Origin of the sequence: Bradyrhizobium sp. UNPA324 (genome assembly GCF_006658635.1) — a bacterium.
GTDB classification, from domain to species: Bacteria; Pseudomonadota; Alphaproteobacteria; order Rhizobiales; family Xanthobacteraceae; genus Bradyrhizobium; species Bradyrhizobium nanningense.
In genome coordinates this window covers 207,184-224,556 of the sequence record NZ_LFJD01000004.1, presented here as the reverse complement: position 1 = coordinate 224,556, position 17,373 = coordinate 207,184, and the positions used below count along the sequence as shown (strand labels likewise).

Here is a 17,373-nt window from a genome sequence, read left to right as displayed (position 1 = left end):
TTACGCGACGCGTCGGCGGCGATTGGTCCTCCTATCACCAGTTAGCCACACTTGGCGATTTTCCGGTTCCCCCGGCTGCATTCCGTCGCGGGAGATGTCATAAATCGCGCCTCCCGGCGATTTTGACCGGTCCAGAACTGGTCCAAGAAGAAGTTGCGCTGAACGCTCCAATTTTTCTTGTCACGTCAATGAGGGCGTCAGCCTTGTCGTTTCCACCCATGTCATCGGCGGTTCCGGTCGAAGCGCTTATTGGCTGGATGTTGCTGCTCGCCTTCAAGCACGTCATCGCCGATTTCGTCCTCCAGACCGCCTGGATGGCGCACGGCAAGGATCAGAAGCACGGCTGGGCTCTGCCGCTCCTGGTGCACTGCCTCGTTCACCTTGCGGTTGCGCTGCCGCTGATCCTGATCGTGGCGCCGAAATTCTGGTTCGTGGCATTCATCGACTTCGTGATCCACATCACGATCGACCGTGCCAAGGGGTTCGTTTCGGCGAATTTCGGGGTCGACCTGGCGCACCCCTGGTTCTGGACCCTGATCGGCGTCGACCAGGCGCTGCACCATCTCACCGGCTTCGGGCTGTCCATCTTCATGGCGACGAACTGACTGCCGCGCAATCATTCCGTAGCTCGGTCCTGCGGACCGCCCCCCGGAATGGCGGCAAGCGACGAGTCCCGCACCTTCCGATTCGCGGCCCACGCGCAAGCACCCCGGGTGACTACCGGGCAGCGTGGTTAACCTTTCATTAGAGAATTGCGCTGCATCTTCCCCACACGAGGGAGAACTGCAATGTTTTCAAGCCGCGACGCCTTTGAAAGCGATTTCTGCCCGGTTCGCGACGAACTCCTTGGCGAGATGTACCGCGCCAGCGAGAGCGGCCTGCCGAGGCTGGTTGAGAGTGTTTCCCCTGACGCGCGCGCCAGGCTGGCGCTGTTCTGCTATCGCCGCAACCATCTGTACTCGCTGGCGGTCGTGATCGCAGCAAGCTGCAACGAGCGCGACCTGATCGAGAACGGCGGCCGTGTCGGCTCGACACTCTATGCGCTGTCGCGGGAAGGCGCGGCGAAATCCTCGCCGTCGCTGTCGGGCGGCCGCAAGCCGATCACGCTGTCGACCAAGCCGCTCTCGGTGCTCGTGCCGCTCGAGGACGAGTTCGACGACGAGATCATCGAAGCAGTCCCCGCTTAAGCGATCGCGATCATAGGCAACCTGAACTTCCGCCGCGCCATTGCACATTCGGCGTCGCCCGGCATGCAGGTGCGGCACACCTCCGGCCGCATCGCATAGATGCCGCACGCGGTCGCTTTCCCGATGTCCCCCTGCAGGGCCGAGCAGCGATCGCCCTCACAACGCATGCCGGACTGGCGCTCGTTGACCAACGCTTGCGGAATCGCCGCAAGCTCCTCGTCGCTCTCGATCGAGAAGCGCGGCCAGTTGGCCGAATAGCCGCAGCACGCGCCGCAACTCTGGCAGCAGCTCGACGGATCGATGGGGGAGCTCCCTTGCATCCTCGTCACGTGTCCTTCAGGTATCTTTGGGAGGGCCCCAGACCAGGCTCTGCCGCCATCTTGCGCGCAGCACGTCGCGTCGTTCCGGATATTTCTCGTCGAGATAGTTCGCCTCCACCACGCGGTCGGTGCGGAAGCTGCGGAAGTCGCCGCGCAGCTCGCACCAGGCGGCAAGCAGGCGCACGGCTTCGAGATAGCCGACCGAGATCGGCCAGATCATGCGCTCGCTGGCGCGGCCCTGCTCGTCGCGATAGCGCAGCATGATCTTCTTGCCTTCGTGGATCTGGGTGCGGGTACGCACCATGTCCAGGCGGTCCGGCTCCCTGTTCCAGCTCGGGCGTGCGCGGCTCGCCGGCTCCAGCACGAAGGGGCGCAGACGCTCAGGCACGGTGTCGGCGATCTTGGCCATCAGATCTTCGGCCGCGCGCGCGAGGGCCGAATCGGCATGGCCGGCGACCCATTGTGCGCCCAGCACGGCCGCCTCGATCTCGTCGGGCGTCAGCATCAAGGGCGGCAGGTCAAAGCCCTTCTCCAGGATGTAGCCCATGCCGGCTTCCCCGCGGATCGGAACGCGCTGGCCGATCAGCGTTGCGATGTCGCGATAGATCGTGCGCTTCGAGGTCTCGAGCTCGGACGCGATGGCATCTGCCGTCAGCGGCTTACGCGTGCGCCTCAGTACCTGGATGATCTGAAACAGCCGGTCGGCGCGTCTCATGACGGGTCTCTTGTTGGTTGTCTTTTCAGAAAGCGGCGCGCGGCTGCTGACAGGATGTTGGCAGCAGGGGGGTTCTATACCGGGACAACACATCGACTGAAGAGGATTTGTCCATGATCATTCCAACCCATTTCGGCCCGGCCGTTCCGCTGTGGCAGGCGTGGTCCGTATCGGCGTTCGGCCGCCTCGTTTCGCTCGATCTCATGGCCGTCGACCTCCGGTTTGCCCTCGCAAGCGTCGTGGCACGTTCGCTGACCCAGGTTGCGGACGCGCTGGTCCGCCACGTGATGGGCCGTGCCTGGCGGGGGGCCCGCTTCGCAGAAGATATCACGGCTGCTGCCACCATGGTGGCAGCAGCCGGTCGCTAGGTTCCGTCAACTTTCGGTAGGTTCAGGAGAGCTCGCATGATCACGCTTTACGGCTTTGGCACCGGCTTCGGCCTGCCGGAAATCAGCCCCTTCGTCACCAAGACGGAGGTGCAGCTCAAGATGGCGGGACTGCCCTACCGGAAGGAGCGGGCGATGCCGCCGGCCTCTCCCAAGGGGCAATTGCCGTTCATCGACGATAGCGGTGAGGCGGTGGCTGATTCCACGTTCATCCGCGCCCATATCGAGCGCCGCTACGGTTTCGATTTCGATGCCGGCCTGTCGCTGGCCGAACGTGCGCAGGCCTGGGCGTTCGAACGGATGATCGAGCACCATGTCTATTGGGGGCTGGTCGGGGCGCGCTGGGTCGACCCGGTGAATTTCGCCAAGGGACCTGCGCATTTCTTCGATGGCGCGCCGGAGCACAACCGCGAGAAGCTGCGCGAAGATGCGCAGTTCCGCGTCGCCGAGAACTATCTGCTCTCGGGCCTCGGCCGCCACGCGCCCGATGACGACGTCGACCTCGCCGTGCGCTCGCTGTTTGCACTCTCGGTGCAGCTCGGCGACAAGGCGTACCTGATGGGCGACAAGCCCTGCGGCGTCGACGCCACCGCCTTCGGTATGCTCGCCGGCATCCTCACGCCGTTCTTCGAATCGGTCTTGCGCGAGCGCGCGGAAGGGTTTCCAAACCTCACCGGCTTTGTCGACCGCATGATGGATACCTATTACCCCGAATTCGCCTGGGCCCCGCTGCGGCAGGCGGCGTAGCAACGCGACGTATCCGTTTCGTCATGCCCGCACGGCAAGGCGTGGATGGCCGGGGACAAGCCCGGCCATGACGACCTCAGTGACAGTGCCAATATAGAATTGAAAGACAAAAGAGCCGGCCCGCCGGGCCGGCTCTCGTCGTCTCTCAACTTTCGCTGGGCTTACTTCACCAGCGAGTACTTGCCGTCCTTCACCGTCAGCAGGATGCGTGAGCGCTCGTCGAGGCCGTAGCGGTCCTTTTCGGTGAAGTTGTAGACGCCCTGGCTCGCCGCCAACTCCTTCTCGGACAGCAGCGCCTGGCGAATCGCTTCGCGGAATTCCGGCGTGCCCGGCTTGGCCGTCTTCAGCGCGGTCGGGATAATGCGCTTGAGAAGCTCGAAGGCGTCGTAGGAGTGACCGGCGAACTGGCTGCGGCTGTTCGGGCCGTACTTGGCCTCATAGGCCGAGTTCAGCGCGAGGCCCGGCTTCTTGGTGGCGGCTTCGTCCGGCTGGTCCTCCGGGTCCATCACTGGGCCCGAAGCCATCAGCACACCTTCCGCCGCTTTGCCGGCGATGCGGATGAAGTCCATGCTGGCGGCACCGTGAGTCTGGTAGATCAGGCCCTTGTAGCCGCGGTCGCGCAGCTCGGATTGCGGCAGCGCGGCTGCGGTGCCGGATGCACCGACCAGGATCGCGTCGGGATTGGCGGCGACCAATTTCAGCACCTGTCCGGTCACCGACGTATCGGGACGGGCGAAACGCTCCTCGTCGACGATGGTCATGCCCATCGGCACGGCCTGGGCCTTCAAATCGTTGAACCAGAGATCGCCATAGGAGTCGGAATAGCCGATATAGCCGAGCGTCTTCACGCCCTTGGCTTTCATGTGGTCGTACAGCACCTTGCCGACGATCGGAATCGGCTGCGGCATCGCGACCGACCACTTCATGCGCTCGGGCGTGATCGGGAACGGCGCCAGGCCGAAATGCGGAATGCCTGCTTCGTTGGCGACGTTGGAGACCGCGATCGTCGGCGGCGTCAGGGCCGAGCCCATGATGATGTCGGCCTTGGATTCGGTCACGAAGCGGCGAGCGTTGGTGGTTGCAGTGGTGGGATCGCCGCCGTCGTCGAGCACGATCACTTTCAGCGGCACGCCGCCGATCTCCTTCGGCACGAACTCCAACGCGTTGCGCTCGGGAATGCCCAGCGCTGCCCCGGGGCCGGTCGTGGTGGTGGTGATGCCGATGGTGATTTCGCTGGTCTGGGCCAGCGCGGGCAGCGCCGGCAGGGCCAGCGTCGCCGCGGCGATCGCGGCAGTCAGGTAATAGCGTTTCATTGTTTCCTCCCTTGACGTGTTTCTTTGAAAGCAGAAATCGGGGGGTAATTCAGCCCCCTCTTTTGGTGATGCGGCGATTTAGCTTCCCCTGAATTTGGCTACCATTTCCGCCGGGAATGGTGCCGATTTCAGCTTGTCTGGGTTAACGGGATCGCGGCCCACCAGGACGCGGGTCTCGAACCCCTCGATCGCCAGCGCCTCGGCCTTGTAGACGTTGTGTTTCACCTCGAAGCTCGAGCGCTTGATGCTCTCGATTCTGGTTTCGATGGTGATCCAGTCGCCATAGGTCGAGGGTATGTAGAACTTGGCCCGCGTGTCGACCATGGGGATGCCCACCAGGCCGTATTTGCGGACCAGATCCTGCTTGGAGAAGCCGGCGACCTCGAACAGGGTCGAGGTCGAATCGTCGAACATCGCGAAATAGCGCGGATAGTAGACGATGTTGGCGGGGTCGCAATCGCCCCACTGGATCTGGACCTCGCGCCGGTTCACGAACATGCGTCGCGCGCCTTATTTCGGCGCCATGCGCAGCGAGCCGTCGAGGCGCACCACTTCGCCGTTCAGGTATGCATTCTCGACCATGTGCAGCGCGAGCGCGGCGAATTCGTCGGCCTGGCCGAGCCGGCGCGGGAAGGGGATGGCGGCGGCGAGCGAGTCCTGGGCTTCCTGCGGCAGGTTCGCAAGCAGCGGCGTCAGAAACAGGCCGGGTGCGATGGTCAGCACGCGGATGCCGAACTGCGCCAGCTCGCGCGCGATCGGCAATGTCATGCCGACGATGCCGCCCTTGGAGGCCGAATAGGCGGATTGCCCGATCTGGCCGTCATAGGCGGCAACGGAGGCCGTGTTGATGATGACGCCGCGCTCGCCGGTCGCCTGCGGCTCCAGCTTGGACATCTCGGTGGCGGCAAGGCGCAGCATGTTGAAGGTGCCGATCAGATTGACCTTGATCACCTTGTCGAAATCGGCGAGCGCCATCGGGCCGTCGCGCCCGACCACGCGCTTGGCAACGCCGATGCCGGCGCAATTGACCAGTACGCGCGCCGGGCCGTGAGCTTTCGCAGCCTGCGCGACCGCGGCTTCGGCGGAAGCGGCATCGGAGACGTCGCAGGTCACGGCGACGCCCTTGATCTCGGCGGCAACGGTTTCAGCAAGCTTGGTATTGAGATCGCACACCGCGACCTTGGCACCCTGCGCAGCCAGCTTTCGCGCAGTGGCCGCGCCCAGTCCCGATGCACCGCCGGTGACGATGGCTGCCTGATCCTTCAACAACATGGCGTTCTCCTTTAGCGGAATTCTAGACGAAATGAACTCCCTCGCCCCGCTTGCGGGGAGAGGGTTGGGGTGAGGGGGGCTCTCCGCAGGGAAGGTGAGAGTGGGACGCGCGGAGAGTCCCCCTCACCCGAATTTGCGCTTTGCGCAAATTCGACCTCTCCCCGCAAGCGGGGCGAGGTGAAGCAAGCGCCAGCCGGTACATCCCATCTCTCATGCTATCCGACCGATATCACACGGTTGGATGGATTGGCAGCGTAGAGCTCCTCGATCAATTCGGTGCGGTGCTCGAGCACGGCGCGCTGGTTGATCGAGCCCTTGTCGGTGACCTCGCCCTTGTCGATCGAGAGCGGCGTGTCCATCAGGATCGCGCGCGTGATCCGTGTCGAGGATCCCGTGGCTTGGCTGAGGAAACGGGTCAGGCGCTCGCGGAAGGCTTCGCGCACCAGGCGGTCGCGTGTTGCGACGACGAGATCGTCGGTCGGCAGCGTCGGATTGATCAGGCGGCAGCCGTCGAGGTCGAGCACGACCAGCGCGGAGACCTCGTCGCGGTTGATGCCGGCGATGACGACGTCGCGCACCAGCGGTGCGCAGGCCGCCGTGAGGCGCGCGCGCAAGGGGCCGACGCTGACCCAGGTGCCGCTGGCGAGCTTGAAGTCCTCACCGACACGGCCGTCGAAATCGAATCCGGCATTGAGATCGTCGGGGTCTGCGGGCTTGAGCGCATCGCCCATCATGTAAAATCCTTCCTCGTCGAAGGATTTCGCGCTGATGTCGGGCTGGCGCCAGTAGCCGGGCATGACGTTCGGCCCCTTGGCGCGCACCTCCAGCTTGCCGTTGTTCGGCACCAGTTTGGCGTCGTTGCCCGATACGGGCAGCCCGACATGGCCGGAGCGGCTGGTGCGTGGATTGACCGACATGAAGAACGGCGCGGTCTCGGTCGCCCCAAGGCCGGTCAGCATCGGCACGCGATAACCTTTTTCCTTCACCGCGAGCTCGTCGAGGCTGTCCCAGATGAAGGGCGAGAGCGCAGCGCCAGAGAAGAACATCGCGTGCAATCGGTCGAAGAATTTTGCGCGCAGGCTCTGGTCGTCGCGCAAATAGGGCAGCAGCGATTCATAGCCCTTGGGCACGTTGAAATAGACCGTCGGCGAGATCTCCTGGAGATTGCGCACGGTCTCCTCGATGCCGCCGGGCATCGGCTTGCCGGCGTCCAGATACATCGAGCCGCCGTTGTAGAGCGTCAGGCCGATATTGTGATTGCCGCCAAAGGTGTGATTCCAGGGCAGCCAGTCGACGATGACGGGCGGCTCGTCCTTGAGGAAGGCGAGCGTCTCGCGCAACATCACCTGGTTGGCGCAGATCATGCGCTGGGTGTTGATGACGGCCTTGGGATTGCCGGTCGAGCCCGAGGTCAACAGGAACTTTGCGATCGTGTCGGGGCCGATCCTGCCATGGACGTCGTCGAGATCGCTGCGGATCGGAGCCGCCATGAGGTCGGCCAGCAGGGTGACGTCACGGCCCGGCACGCCGCCATAGGACGCGGCGATCTCGGTGCCGAGCGAGACGTTGGCGGCGAGCGCATCGGCGAACTTGTCGGCATCTTCCGCGAAGACGAGGCCGGGCGTCAGCAGCTTCATCAGATAGGACAGCTTGCCGTAGTCCTTCGACACCAGCGAATAGGCTGGCGACACCGGGCAGAACGGAATGCCGGCATAGAACGCGCCGAACGCGAGCAATGCGTGGTCGATCGAGTTTCCGGAAAGGATGACGACCGGCCGCTCCGCCGACAGGCCGCGCGCAATCAGGCTTGAAGCGATATGCCGGCTCGCGGTGAGCAGCTCGGCGTAAGTGATCTTGCGCCAGCCCCGGCCGCCTTCGCGCTCCGCCATGAAGACGCGATCCGGCGTGGTCGTCGCCCAATGATGCAGGCGCTCGGTGATGCGGGCGGGATAGTCGCCGAGCAGCTGTTTTGGCCGCAGGTAAATCGTGCCGTCGTCGCGGCGCTCGATGTTGACGGCAGGATCGCCGAACGAGATGGGCCGCAGCGGGGAAGTGCTCGCGCCGCGCTCCATGCTGGAAGAGGACGGCTGCGCGCTCATGACTTGGGCTTTACCTTTGCGGTCTTGTGCTCGAGGAATTCGCGGATCCGGCGTTTTGCCTCCTTGTCGCTCTGAGCCACGGTGGCCATCAGCGATTCCATGAGCAGGCCGGTCTGCGGATTGGCCTCCGCGATCATCGGCAGCGCCTGGAGCACGGCGAAATTAGTCAGCGGCGCGTTGGAGGCGACCTTGGTCGCCAGCTCCATCGCCTTGCCGAGCGCATTGCCGGCTTCCGTTACATATTGCGCGAAGCCGTAGGAGGCGCCTTCGGTCGCGCTATAGACGCGGCCCGTCAGCATCATGTCCATCATCCTGGCGACGCCGATCAGCCGCGGCAGCCGCACCGAGCCGCCGCCGCCGACGAAGATGCCGCGCTGGCCCTCCGGCAGCGCGAAATAGGTGGTGGGCTCCGCGACGCGGATATGCGCCGAGCAGGCAAGCTCCAGCCCGCCGCCGATCACCGCGCCCCTCAGCGCCGCGATCACGGGCACGCGGCTGTACTGGATGCGGTCGAACACCCGGTGCCACATCTGGGAATGCAGCAGGCCGCCGGTGGCGTCATGCTCGGTCAGCTCGGAGAGGTCGAGGCCGGAGGAGAAATGATCGCCGATGCCGTGGATGACGACCGCGCCGATATCCTCGGGCAGGGACGCGAAACATTCGCCGATTTCCAGGATGATGCCGTCATTGAGCGCATTGCGCTTGGCCGGCCGGTTCAGACCCACGGTCAGAACCCGGTCCACCCTCTCGATCCGGAGTAGCCCGGAGGCACCCGCGGCAGCGGGCTCGGCGTTTCCCTGTGTCATTTGCGTCCTTATCAGAATAGTTATGTTGTATAACGAATTCTGGGGGAGTCAAGGAGGGGCGGGTTCCCGATCCTCTCCCTGGGGGCGGGCGGGGGACCCCCGGCGCTCGGCCGGACTTCCCCGTCGCTAGCTAGCCCATTGCAACGCCATCGCCCTTGGTCCCGTGCTCGCGCTGGTCGAGCCAGAGCGTGCCGAACGCGAACGCCAGCCAGCCCAAATCGTAGGCGCCCCCCATGAGCAGAATGATCCAGCCGGGAAGCGGTCCGACCGCCGCGCGATCGACAAATTCCGCCAAGCTCTCTGCGGGCGTCGGATGGATTGCAATCTTGCCGTAGTAGGCCACGGCCTGGATGGCGAGGATCCAAACGTAGTTGCGTCGCAGCCGCCGCCCCGCAGCGCGGACGAACGAAATGTGATGGCGTGGCGCGGTGTAATCACGCGCAAGAACCGTCTGCCAGCCGTCATCGTGCGCTTCGCCCGTGAACATCGGCGCGTAAAAATTCTTCTCGATCCAGCGGGCGCGGGCGCGCCAGACGTTGAAATAGCGATAGCGCCGCGCCTCCATCGCGAGGAACGCAGCAAGCAGCAACCCGACGAGCACGAGCGGCAGCGGAGATGCTTGCGGGCTCGAAAAGGTCGTCGACAGCGCGATGCCCATCGTGACAATGGCCCAATTGGTCGTGTTATCGAGTCGCGTTCGCCAGATCGTCGAGCGATAGACCTCGCCCCGATAGAGATGGGCGATGGCGCCCATCTCGGCAGGATCGAAACTGTGTCGTGGATTTGAGTCGCTGGAAGCCATGAGGGACATGGTGGCACTCCCGTGGTCTGCGCAATCTCGCGCAAGTCGTATCCTGAACCAGCTCAGAGGCGCGTCATAGGCGGATTCAGCTCTCACCTTCAATGAGCTCAGGCACGCCGCCACACTCTCACGGCAGGATCTGCCCGAGCTTTGCGCCCGTCGCGCTCCCGAATTGGCTCAGAAGGCGCAGGGAAGGCCGGGCACGGGTTGGTACCCGTGAGTTCCCAAAGAGTCACATCACCTGATGCACGTCGATCACGACGCGATCGGCATGGCGCGCGGCCGAGCCCACAAAAATGTGCTCCATCAGCCAGCGATATTTCTCGTGCCCGGTCTCGAATTTCGGCACGGTGCGGAAATAAATCAGCTTGGGATCGACCGGCTCGCCACGCTTGAGCTTTTGCAAGAGTTCGACCGGGCCAAACCGCATGCCTTTGTTCTCGACATAGACCACGGCGCCGTCGTCGGTCTCGAAGGCGTATTTGGCCTCGAGGTCGATCAGCTCGTTGGGGCGGATGGTCTGGAAGTCGGCGCCGAACGGCAGCACCTTGCCTGATATCGCGCCCTCCACCTCGCCGCCGATGATCGGGATGATGCGGCGAACGCCGATGCCGGTCTCACCGGCGGTGACGACGTCGCCAATCTTCGCCGTGATGGTGAAGACGTATTTGGTCTCCAGCGTCGGTGTCGTCATCGCTTCACCTCTTTAGTTCGCCATCATCCGTGTCGGCAGCCAGGTCGCCAGCAGCGGGAAGGCGATCAGGATCACGAGGCGGATCAGGTCCGTGACCACGAACGGGATCACGCCCTTGAAGATGGTGGAGAAGGAGACGTCCTTCACCACGCTCTTGATGACGAAGACGTTCATGCCGACCGGCGGGTGGATCAAGCCGAGCTCGACGGTCATGACGATGATGACGCCGAACCAGATCGGATCGAAGCCGAGATGCGTGATGACGGGGAAGATGATCGGCACGGTGAGGATGATCATCGCCATGGCGTCCATCAGGCAGCCGAGCACGAGATACATCACCATGATCAGCGCCAGCACGCCGTAGCTGCCGAAGCCGAGACCGGTGAGGAACTCGGTTACTTTCTGCGGCGTCTGCGTCACCGTCAGGAAATAGCCGAAGATCAGCGCGCCGATCAGCACGGTGAAGACGGCGGCCGCGGTGCGCGTCGCTTGCAGCAGCGAGGCCAGGATCTTCTCGCGGTCGAGGCGGCCCGTCAGCACGCCGATGACGAAGGCGCCGGCGGCGCCGACGCCGCCGGCTTCCGTCGGCGTGAAGCGCGGCAGGAAGGGCAGGCCGTAGAGGCCGCCGATCACGAACACGAACAGCAGCACCGGCGCCCAGATCTCCTTCAGGCCCGCAAAGCGCTCGCGCCACGAAGTCACCTTGCCCTTGGGCAGGAAGTCGGGCCGCAAATAGCCGATCAGGAAGATCGTGACCATGTACATGGTCATCGCCAAGAGGCCCGGGATGATGCCGGCGATGAAAAGCTTTCCGATGTCCTGCTCGGTGATGATGCCGTAGACGGCGAGCACGGTGGACGGCGGCAGCATCGCGCCGAGCGTGCCGCCCGCTGCGATCACGCCGGTGGCAAAGGATTGCGGATAGCCGAAGCGGCGCATCTCGGGATAGGCGACGGCGGAGAAGGTCGCGGCAGTCGCGACCGAGGAGCCGCAGATCGCGGCGAAGCCGCCGCAGGCGCCGACGGTGGCGATGCCGAGCCCGCCGCGCAAATGACCGACGAAGCCGTTGGCGGCGCGGAACAGCTCGCGGCTCATGCCGGAATTTGACACGAACGAGCCCATCAGCAGGAACATCGGGATGACGCCGAAGGTGTAGTCGGTGACCGTGCGCATCGAGGTCTGGCCGACCAGCTTCAGCGCCGCATTGCCGTTGACGAGATAGGCAAAGCCGGAGACGCCGACGAGGCCCATGGCCATGCCGACGGGTACGCGCAGCAGCATCAGGACGAACAGGGAAACGAAGCCGATTAAGGCGACGGCATCTGTGCTCATGATTACTCCGTCGCCTTCAATTTGGGATCGTGCATCTCTTCAGGATGGAAGATCAGCCGGTAGGTGCGGATCGCGATCAGCAGCACGGCGGAGACGTCGCCGATCCAGGCGATCGCGAAGAACGGCCAGGTCGGCATGTGCATGTCGAAGGTCTGGACGTTGTCGTTGTAGGTGCCGCGCACCTTGTCGAACAACGTCCAGGTCTGCACGGTCACCACGAACAGCAGCACCAGGGTCGCGAACACGTCGATCCAGCGCTGGTAGCGCGGGCCGACATTGCCCCAGACCAGATCCACGGTGATGTGGGTGCCGCGATAGGAAGTCGCCGCGATGCCCCAGAAAATGAGGATGCCGAGCAGCATGCGGCCGATGTCGAAGCTGTCGGGGATCGAGTAGTTCAGCGTATTGCGCAGCAGCACCGACACGAAGATGTCGAGCGCGACGATGCCGACGAAGCCGGCCGCGATCCATTCGATCGTGTCGATGATGCGGTCCATCCAGGAGCGCTTCATGGGGAAAGAGTCCTTCCGACGAGTGCGAGGTGTGCCCGCGATCGAGCTGCGCTCCCTCCCCCGCTTGCGGGGGGAGCGGGTGTCTCCGCAATCGAGAACCCCCAAGAGGAGGGAGCCCTCACCCGGCGCTCCGCGCCGACCTCTCCCGCAAGCGGGAGAGGTGCAGCGAGTGCGCGGCCGCGGTTGAGGCTACTCCGCCAGCGCGTTGTACTTCTTCAGCGAGGCCTTGAGGTCTGCCAGCGCGGCGTCGGGATCGGCGCCGGCCTTCTTGGCGCCCTCGGCCCAGGTCTTCACCAGCGCCTCGGCGGCCTTCTTCCAGGCGGCGGTCTGCTCGGGTGTCAGCTTGTAGACCTCGTGGCCGGACTCCGCCTTGACCTTGTCGATGCCGGCATCCTCGAACTTGCCCCAGTGCTCGCCGACCACGCCGGCCATCTCGACCGAGCAGTTCTTGTCGATCGCGGCCTTCTGCTTGTCGGACATCGCATTGTACTTGTCCTTGTTGATCACGAACACGAAGGTCGTGGTGTAGAGCGGCGCCTCCATGTCGTACCTGGTCACCTTGTCGATGCCGAACAGCACCAGGGAGCCCCAGGGGAAGGTGACGCCGTCGGCGACGCCGCGCTCGATGATGTCGCGCACTTCCGGCGCCGAGGACTGCACGTTGGTGCCGCCGAGCGAGGTGACGAAGTTCGCCATGGTGGCGTGCGCCGGGCGGATCTTCATGCCCTTTACGTCCTCAGGCATCACGATCTTCTTGGTCTTGGAGTGGAAGGAGGAAGGCGAGTGGACGAAGGCGAGGCAGTATTTGACGTCCTTCATCTCCTTCTCGGCATATTTGCGATACCAGGCATCCAGCCCCATCGAGCCGCCCTTGGCGTCCGAGATCAGGAACGGCAGCTCGCCGGCGCCGACGATCGGGAAGCGGCCGGGCTGGTAGCCGGGATTGACGTAGGTGACGTCTGCGATGCCGTCGCGCGCCATGTCGTAATGGTCGAACGCCTTGCCGAGCTGCTGGGCCGGAAACACCTTGCCCTTGATGGTGCCGCCGGAATCCTTCTCGACCGCCGCGGCCCAGTCTTCCAGCGACTTCTGCAGCGGATGCGAAGCCGGCACCCAGTGCGAGATCTTCAAATCGAAGGTCTTGTCCTGCGCGAAGGCAGGCGTCACGCTCGCGGCCAGCAGCAATGCCAGACAGGCTTTTCTCATCACGCGTCTCTCCCTGTTGTCGACGGTGGGCTTCGATGGCCCGGTCTCGTTAATTAACATGTTATCTAATTGGCCGGCGCGTTCAAGCCGGAATTGGTGCGCGCCTCGTCGCCCAGCTACGTCAGCCATGTTGCACGGATTTGTCGCTGCTCGGGCGACCATCGCTCCCCATTTTGCCCAACCGTTATATGATATAATTATCGTCCGCGGGCCGGCGCGACAAGCGGCAGCGACCAAAGCCTACAGGATCGGAAGGAGCAAGTATTGCGGACAAAGGTCGCAATCATCGGGGCCGGGCCGGCCGGATTGTTGCTTGGGCAATTGCTGCACGCCTACGGCATCGACAATGTCATCCTGGAGCGGCAGAGCCCGGACTACGTGCTCGGCCGCATCCGCGCCGGCCTGCTGGAGGAGGGAACCGTCGCGCTGCTCGACCAGGCCGGGGCGGGGACCCGGGCGCATGCCGAAGGTCTGGTGCACGAAGGCATCGAGCTTGCCTTTTCCGGCCGCCGTCATCGCATCGACATGAAGGGTGCGACCGGCAAGACGGTCATGATCTACGGCCAGACCGAAGTCACGCTCGACCTGATGAATGCGCGCAAGGCCGCCGGTCTCGTCTCGGTCTACGAGGCCAAGGACGTCCAGCCGCATGATTTTGACGGCAGTCACCCGCGCGTGACCTACGTTAAGGACGGCGTCACCCACACGCTCGGTTGCGATTTCATCGCCGGCTGCGACGGATTTCACGGCGTCAGCCGCGCCAGCGTTCCGGCTTCGGCGATCGAGGAGTTCGAGCGGGTCTATCCGTTCGGCTGGCTCGGCATTTTGTCGGAGACGCCGCCGGTCAGCCATGAGCTGATCTACTCCAACCATGCGCGCGGCTTTGCGCTGTGCACCATGCGCTCGACCCGACGCAGTCGCTACTATGTGCAGTGTTCGCTGGACGACCACGTCGACCAATGGCCGGACGATCGCTTCTGGGACGAATTGAAGCGCCGGCTCGACCAGGAGGCCGCCGACAGCCTCGTCACGGGCCCCTCGATCGAAAAGAGCATCGCGCCTTTGCGCAGCTTCGTCGCCGAGCCGATGCGTTTCGGCAAGCTGTTCCTGTGCGGCGATGCCGCCCACATCGTGCCGCCGACCGGCGCCAAGGGCCTCAACCTCGCAGCCAGCGATGCGCATTATCTGTCGAGCGCGCTACGCGAATTCTACGACGAGAAATCAAGCGCCGGGATCGACGCCTATTCCACCAGGGCGCTGGCGCGCGTCTGGAAAGCCGTGCGCTTCTCCTGGTGGATGACCTCGATGCTGCACAAATTCCCCGACACCGGCACCATCGGCGCGCGCATCCAGCTCGCCGAGCTCGACTACGTCACGCAGTCGCAGGCGGCCATGACGTCGCTGTCGGAGAATTACGTGGGGCTGCCGTTTTAAGGGCGGCGCCGTCGGTGCCGTAGGGTAGGCAAAGCGAAAGCGTGCCCACCAGCTTTCGCAATCGTGGAGAGATCGTGGGCACGGCGCTGTCGCGCCTTTGCCCACCCTACGGCATCGCGTGCTTGGGCTCCATCGTCATTGCGAGCGTAGCGAAGCAATCCAGACCGTCTCTGCGGAAAGATCCTGGATTGCTTCGTCGCAAGAGCTCCTCGCAATGACGGGCGTGTCCCGTTTCAAACGCTCGCGCAAATCCCGTTTAAAACTTTGTAATTGATGCATCTGTCACGTCCGTTGCGTTCAATGACGGCGACACAGCAAAACGCGAGACGCCCATGACCACTCCCGACATCCCCGCCGGCTTCGAGCCGCATTTCCGCAAGGCGCCGCTCACCGATCCCTGGGAGCCGCTCTATTCGAAGAAGACCGACAAGGGCGTCACCGTCGGATTGCGGCTGGCGGTGCCGCACACCAATTCACGCGGGCTCATCCACGGCGGGCTGATCGCGGCGCTGGCCGACGCCGCCATGGGCTACAGCTGCGCGCAGGCGAGTGGCTGGACGACCTCGTTGGTCACGATCTCGCTGTCGATCGACTATGCCGGTGCTGCCGAGATCGGCCAATGGCTCGCGGTCGAGGGCGAAGCGATCAAGACCGGCTCTACGATCTGTTTCGCACAATGCCTGGTGAGGGCGGATGATGCCGTGATCGCGCGCGCCAGCGGGACGTTTCGCGTGGTGCCGAAGAAGGGGTGATATCGTGCCCCGGACGCAGCGCAGCGCCCTCTTCGGCGGTGCGCTGCAGAGCCGGGGCCCATCCATCCGCAGCTTTCCTCTTGGCCGTCTGGGTCCCGGCTCTGCGCCGCTGCGCGGCGCGTCCGGGACACGCACTCACCCGAACCTCCACTCCGCCGTCTCCACCACGAGATCGATGAACGCGCGCACCTTGGCCGAGAGCAGGCGCGAAGTCGGATAGACGATGTGGATCGGCAGTGCCGGCTGCCCATATTTTGCCAGCACGATTTTCAGCCGTCCGCGCTTCAGCCCCTCGGCGGCCTGATAGGCCAGCACCCGCGTGACGCCGCCGCCGGCCTCGGCATATTGCAGCGCTGCATCGGCGCTGTTGCTGATGAAGCGCGGGGCCGTCGTCAGCTCGATGTCGCGGCCGTCCTGCACGAAGTGCCAATCGGCGGATGGGCCGAACTGGATGGTCTGGTGCTCGCGTAGCGCCTCCGGCGTCCTCGGCTCGCCGTGGCGCTTGAGGTAGGCGGGCGAGGCCACCACGATCCGCCGCATCTCGCCGACCTGGCGCGCCACCAGCGAGGAATCGGCGAGGTGACCGATCCGCACCGCGGCGTCGACGGCATCCTCCACGAGGTTGACGAGATGGTCGGACAGCCGCAATTCGCAGGCGACCTCGGGATAGCGCTTGAGATAGGCGGTCATGACCGGCCCGACATGCAGCCGGCCGAAGCCGACCGGGGCCGACACCACCAGCCGTCCGCTCGGCCGGTTGCGCTCTTCGCGCGCGGAGCCGTCGGCCTCCTCGACATCGGCGAGGATGCGCCGCGCGCGTTCGAGGTATCGCGTCCCGACATCGGTCAGCGTCACCTGCCGCGTGGTCCGTTGCAACAGCCGCGCGCCGAGATGCTCCTCCAGCGCAGCAATCATTCGTGTCACCACCGAAGGCGACAGCCGCAGCTTGCGCGCCGCCGGCGCAAAGCCACGAAGATCGGCGACGGTGACGAAGACGTGCATGGCTTCGAGACGGTCCATGGCATTATTGCATATATTGCAACGATGAAGTGTCAAGCGGCGAGATTGTTCGAGCCGAAGAAAGGGCCAGATTACAGGTCGAAGACGCAGCAATGCGTCGGAATCCCCGGAGATGTTCCGATGACGGCAACTCACATCTACGCCAGCGACGTCGCCTTCTCGCCGGCGGTGAAATCGATCCAGTCCCGAAAGGGATCGCGCGAAGGCTATGCCGAGGCCGAACAGCGCGGCTGGCGCACCGAGGTCGACGAGAGCCTTGCGGCATTTCTGGCTGGCGCCAATAGCTTCTATTTCGCCACCGCATCGGCCGATGGTCAGCCCTATATCCAGCACCGCGGCGGCCCGAAGGGCTTCTTGAAGGTCTTGGACAAGCAGACGCTCGCCTTCACCGACTACGCGGGCAACCGGCAATACATCACGCAAGGAAACCTCTCGGAGAACCCCAAGGCCTACATCTTCGTGATGGACTACGCCCATCGCCGCCGCGTGAAGATTTGGGGCGAGGCGCGCGTAGTCGAGGACGACGTGGCACTGACGACAGCTCTAATGCCGAAAGGCTATCGCGCGCGGCCGGAGCAGGTGATCCTGTTCAAGATCGCGGCCTGGGACACCAACTGCCCGCAGCACATTCCGCAGAAGTTCGATGCGGCCGATGTCGCGGCCGCGCTGGCGGCCAGGGATGCGCGGATCGCGGAGCTGGAGGCGGAGGTCGCGGCGTTGAAGGGGAAGGCGAGCTGAGCTTCGCCTCTCCCGGCAAGCAGGGAGAGGGAGAAGAC

20 protein-coding genes are annotated in these 17,373 nt (G+C 64.3%); 7 read left to right on the top strand and 13 right to left on the bottom strand.

The window, feature by feature from the left end:
* The first annotated feature begins 257 nt into the window (after nt 1-257).
* Both UNPA324_RS01090 and UNPA324_RS34910 read left to right on the top strand, forming a co-directional pair.
* Nucleotides 258-605 (top strand): DUF3307 domain-containing protein, encoded by a 348-nt coding sequence (locus UNPA324_RS01090; protein WP_181769632.1) that lies wholly within the window; start codon nt 258-260, stop codon nt 603-605.
* Nucleotides 606-788: 183 nt separating this feature from the next.
* Nucleotides 789-1,187, top strand: coding sequence for a hypothetical protein (locus UNPA324_RS34910; protein WP_128922242.1), 399 nt, complete (start codon nt 789-791; stop codon nt 1,185-1,187).
* Here the strand turns inward: UNPA324_RS34910 and UNPA324_RS01080 are convergent.
* Nucleotides 1,184-1,507 carry a YkgJ family cysteine cluster protein gene (locus UNPA324_RS01080; RefSeq protein WP_128922241.1) on the bottom strand — a complete coding sequence of 108 codons (324 nt, stop codon included), beginning with the start codon at nt 1,505-1,507 and terminating at the stop codon, nt 1,184-1,186. The two genes, UNPA324_RS34910 and UNPA324_RS01080, sit on opposite strands and share 4 nt — an antisense overlap.
* 16 nt (nt 1,508-1,523) lie before the next feature.
* Entirely contained in the window at nt 1,524-2,222 is a 699-nt protein-coding gene (locus UNPA324_RS01075) for a helix-turn-helix transcriptional regulator (RefSeq protein ID WP_128922240.1), read from the bottom strand.
* Between the two features lie 113 nt (nt 2,223-2,335).
* On the opposite strand from UNPA324_RS01075, the gene UNPA324_RS01070 reads away from it, so the two are divergent.
* The gene (locus tag UNPA324_RS01070) at nt 2,336-2,590 is read left to right on the top strand and encodes a hypothetical protein (protein ID WP_128922239.1); all 255 of its coding nucleotides are present in this window, start codon (nt 2,336-2,338) and stop codon (nt 2,588-2,590) included.
* Nucleotides 2,591-2,626: 36 nt separating this feature from the next.
* Entirely contained in the window at nt 2,627-3,355 is a 729-nt protein-coding gene (locus tag UNPA324_RS01065; protein WP_128922238.1) for a glutathione S-transferase family protein, read from the top strand.
* A 161-nt stretch (nt 3,356-3,516) separates the two neighbouring features.
* Here the strand turns inward: UNPA324_RS01065 and UNPA324_RS01060 are convergent, their stop codons facing one another.
* The 10 genes from UNPA324_RS01060 to UNPA324_RS01010 all read right to left on the bottom strand — a co-directional run bounded on the left by UNPA324_RS01060 (nt 3,517) and on the right by UNPA324_RS01010 (nt 13,391).
* A complete protein-coding gene (locus tag UNPA324_RS01060; RefSeq protein ID WP_128922237.1) occupies nt 3,517-4,668 on the bottom strand; it encodes an ABC transporter substrate-binding protein in 1,152 nt (383 codons plus the stop codon).
* A gap of 78 nt (nt 4,669-4,746) precedes the next feature.
* Nucleotides 4,747-5,166: an acyl-CoA thioesterase gene (locus tag UNPA324_RS01055; RefSeq protein WP_141933015.1), complete on the bottom strand. Its 420-nt coding sequence runs from the start codon at nt 5,164-5,166 to the stop codon at nt 4,747-4,749.
* A 12-nt stretch (nt 5,167-5,178) separates the two neighbouring features.
* Complete coding sequence (locus tag UNPA324_RS01050) at nt 5,179-5,940, bottom strand: SDR family NAD(P)-dependent oxidoreductase (protein WP_128922235.1); 762 nt, start codon at nt 5,938-5,940, stop codon at nt 5,179-5,181.
* Between the two features lie 215 nt (nt 5,941-6,155).
* The gene (locus tag UNPA324_RS01045; RefSeq protein ID WP_141933013.1) at nt 6,156-8,039 is read right to left on the bottom strand and encodes a feruloyl-CoA synthase; all 1,884 of its coding nucleotides are present in this window, start codon (nt 8,037-8,039) and stop codon (nt 6,156-6,158) included.
* The gene (locus tag UNPA324_RS01040) at nt 8,036-8,845 is read right to left on the bottom strand and encodes a crotonase/enoyl-CoA hydratase family protein (RefSeq protein WP_128922233.1); all 810 of its coding nucleotides are present in this window, start codon (nt 8,843-8,845) and stop codon (nt 8,036-8,038) included. The genes UNPA324_RS01045 and UNPA324_RS01040 overlap by 4 nt, the downstream gene beginning before the upstream one ends.
* 130 nt (nt 8,846-8,975) lie before the next feature.
* Nucleotides 8,976-9,599 (bottom strand): DUF2270 domain-containing protein, encoded by a 624-nt coding sequence (locus UNPA324_RS01035; RefSeq protein ID WP_246667284.1) that lies wholly within the window; start codon nt 9,597-9,599, stop codon nt 8,976-8,978.
* A 280-nt stretch (nt 9,600-9,879) separates the two neighbouring features.
* On the bottom strand, nt 9,880-10,341 hold the full coding sequence (locus tag UNPA324_RS01030; RefSeq protein WP_128922231.1) for a DUF3237 domain-containing protein: 462 nt from the start codon (nt 10,339-10,341) through the stop codon (nt 9,880-9,882).
* Between the two features lie 12 nt (nt 10,342-10,353).
* A complete protein-coding gene (locus UNPA324_RS01025; RefSeq protein ID WP_141933011.1) occupies nt 10,354-11,673 on the bottom strand; it encodes a TRAP transporter large permease in 1,320 nt (439 codons plus the stop codon).
* Nucleotides 11,674-11,675: 2 nt separating this feature from the next.
* On the bottom strand, nt 11,676-12,185 hold the full coding sequence (locus tag UNPA324_RS01020) for a TRAP transporter small permease (protein WP_128922229.1): 510 nt from the start codon (nt 12,183-12,185) through the stop codon (nt 11,676-11,678).
* A gap of 189 nt (nt 12,186-12,374) precedes the next feature.
* Entirely contained in the window at nt 12,375-13,391 is a 1,017-nt protein-coding gene (locus UNPA324_RS01010) for a TRAP transporter substrate-binding protein (RefSeq protein WP_141933009.1), read from the bottom strand.
* A gap of 264 nt (nt 13,392-13,655) precedes the next feature.
* On the opposite strand from UNPA324_RS01010, the gene pobA reads away from it, so the two are divergent.
* Nucleotides 13,656-14,825 carry a 4-hydroxybenzoate 3-monooxygenase gene (pobA, locus tag UNPA324_RS01005; protein WP_128922227.1) on the top strand — a complete coding sequence of 390 codons (1,170 nt, stop codon included), beginning with the start codon at nt 13,656-13,658 and terminating at the stop codon, nt 14,823-14,825.
* Between the two features lie 332 nt (nt 14,826-15,157).
* Nucleotides 15,158-15,577, top strand: a complete 420-nt coding sequence (locus UNPA324_RS01000; protein WP_141933007.1) for a PaaI family thioesterase — start codon at nt 15,158-15,160, stop codon at nt 15,575-15,577.
* A 135-nt stretch (nt 15,578-15,712) separates the two neighbouring features.
* Here the strand turns inward: UNPA324_RS01000 and UNPA324_RS00995 are convergent, their stop codons facing one another.
* Entirely contained in the window at nt 15,713-16,597 is an 885-nt protein-coding gene (locus UNPA324_RS00995; RefSeq protein ID WP_128922225.1) for a LysR family transcriptional regulator, read from the bottom strand.
* A 120-nt stretch (nt 16,598-16,717) separates the two neighbouring features.
* On the opposite strand from UNPA324_RS00995, the gene UNPA324_RS00990 reads away from it, so the two are divergent.
* Nucleotides 16,718-17,335: a pyridoxamine 5'-phosphate oxidase family protein gene (locus UNPA324_RS00990; RefSeq protein WP_128922224.1), complete on the top strand. Its 618-nt coding sequence runs from the start codon at nt 16,718-16,720 to the stop codon at nt 17,333-17,335.
* Nucleotides 17,336-17,373: the final 38 nt, after the last annotated feature.

Bases quoted from the DNA above. Each gene is read 5' to 3' on its own strand.
- UNPA324_RS01065 (WP_128922238.1), top strand. From the start codon at position 2,627: ATGATCACGCTTTACGGCTTTGGCACCGGCTTCGGCCTGCCGGAAATC.
- UNPA324_RS01020 (WP_128922229.1), bottom strand. From the start codon at position 12,185: ATGAAGCGCTCCTGGATGGACCGCATCATCGACACGATCGAATGGATC.
- UNPA324_RS01075 (WP_128922240.1), bottom strand. From the start codon at position 2,222: ATGAGACGCGCCGACCGGCTGTTTCAGATCATCCAGGTACTGAGGCGC.
- UNPA324_RS01055 (WP_141933015.1), bottom strand. From the start codon at position 5,166: ATGTTCGTGAACCGGCGCGAGGTCCAGATCCAGTGGGGCGATTGCGAC.
- UNPA324_RS01050 (WP_128922235.1), bottom strand. From the start codon at position 5,940: ATGTTGTTGAAGGATCAGGCAGCCATCGTCACCGGCGGTGCATCGGGA.
- UNPA324_RS01070 (WP_128922239.1), top strand. From the start codon at position 2,336: ATGATCATTCCAACCCATTTCGGCCCGGCCGTTCCGCTGTGGCAGGCG.
- UNPA324_RS01045 (WP_141933013.1), bottom strand. From the start codon at position 8,039: ATGAGCGCGCAGCCGTCCTCTTCCAGCATGGAGCGCGGCGCGAGCACT.
- UNPA324_RS01040 (WP_128922233.1), bottom strand. From the start codon at position 8,845: ATGACACAGGGAAACGCCGAGCCCGCTGCCGCGGGTGCCTCCGGGCTA.
- UNPA324_RS00990 (WP_128922224.1), top strand. From the start codon at position 16,718: ATGACGGCAACTCACATCTACGCCAGCGACGTCGCCTTCTCGCCGGCG.
- UNPA324_RS01030 (WP_128922231.1), bottom strand. From the start codon at position 10,341: ATGACGACACCGACGCTGGAGACCAAATACGTCTTCACCATCACGGCG.
- UNPA324_RS34910 (WP_128922242.1), top strand. From the start codon at position 789: ATGTTTTCAAGCCGCGACGCCTTTGAAAGCGATTTCTGCCCGGTTCGC.
- UNPA324_RS01000 (WP_141933007.1), top strand. From the start codon at position 15,158: ATGACCACTCCCGACATCCCCGCCGGCTTCGAGCCGCATTTCCGCAAG.
- UNPA324_RS01010 (WP_141933009.1), bottom strand. From the start codon at position 13,391: ATGAGAAAAGCCTGTCTGGCATTGCTGCTGGCCGCGAGCGTGACGCCT.
- UNPA324_RS01060 (WP_128922237.1), bottom strand. From the start codon at position 4,668: ATGAAACGCTATTACCTGACTGCCGCGATCGCCGCGGCGACGCTGGCC.
- UNPA324_RS01080 (WP_128922241.1), bottom strand. From the start codon at position 1,507: ATGCAAGGGAGCTCCCCCATCGATCCGTCGAGCTGCTGCCAGAGTTGC.
- UNPA324_RS01035 (WP_246667284.1), bottom strand. From the start codon at position 9,599: ATGGGCGCCATCGCCCATCTCTATCGGGGCGAGGTCTATCGCTCGACG.
- UNPA324_RS00995 (WP_128922225.1), bottom strand. From the start codon at position 16,597: ATGGACCGTCTCGAAGCCATGCACGTCTTCGTCACCGTCGCCGATCTT.
- UNPA324_RS01025 (WP_141933011.1), bottom strand. From the start codon at position 11,673: ATGAGCACAGATGCCGTCGCCTTAATCGGCTTCGTTTCCCTGTTCGTC.
- UNPA324_RS01090 (WP_181769632.1), top strand. From the start codon at position 258: ATGTTGCTGCTCGCCTTCAAGCACGTCATCGCCGATTTCGTCCTCCAG.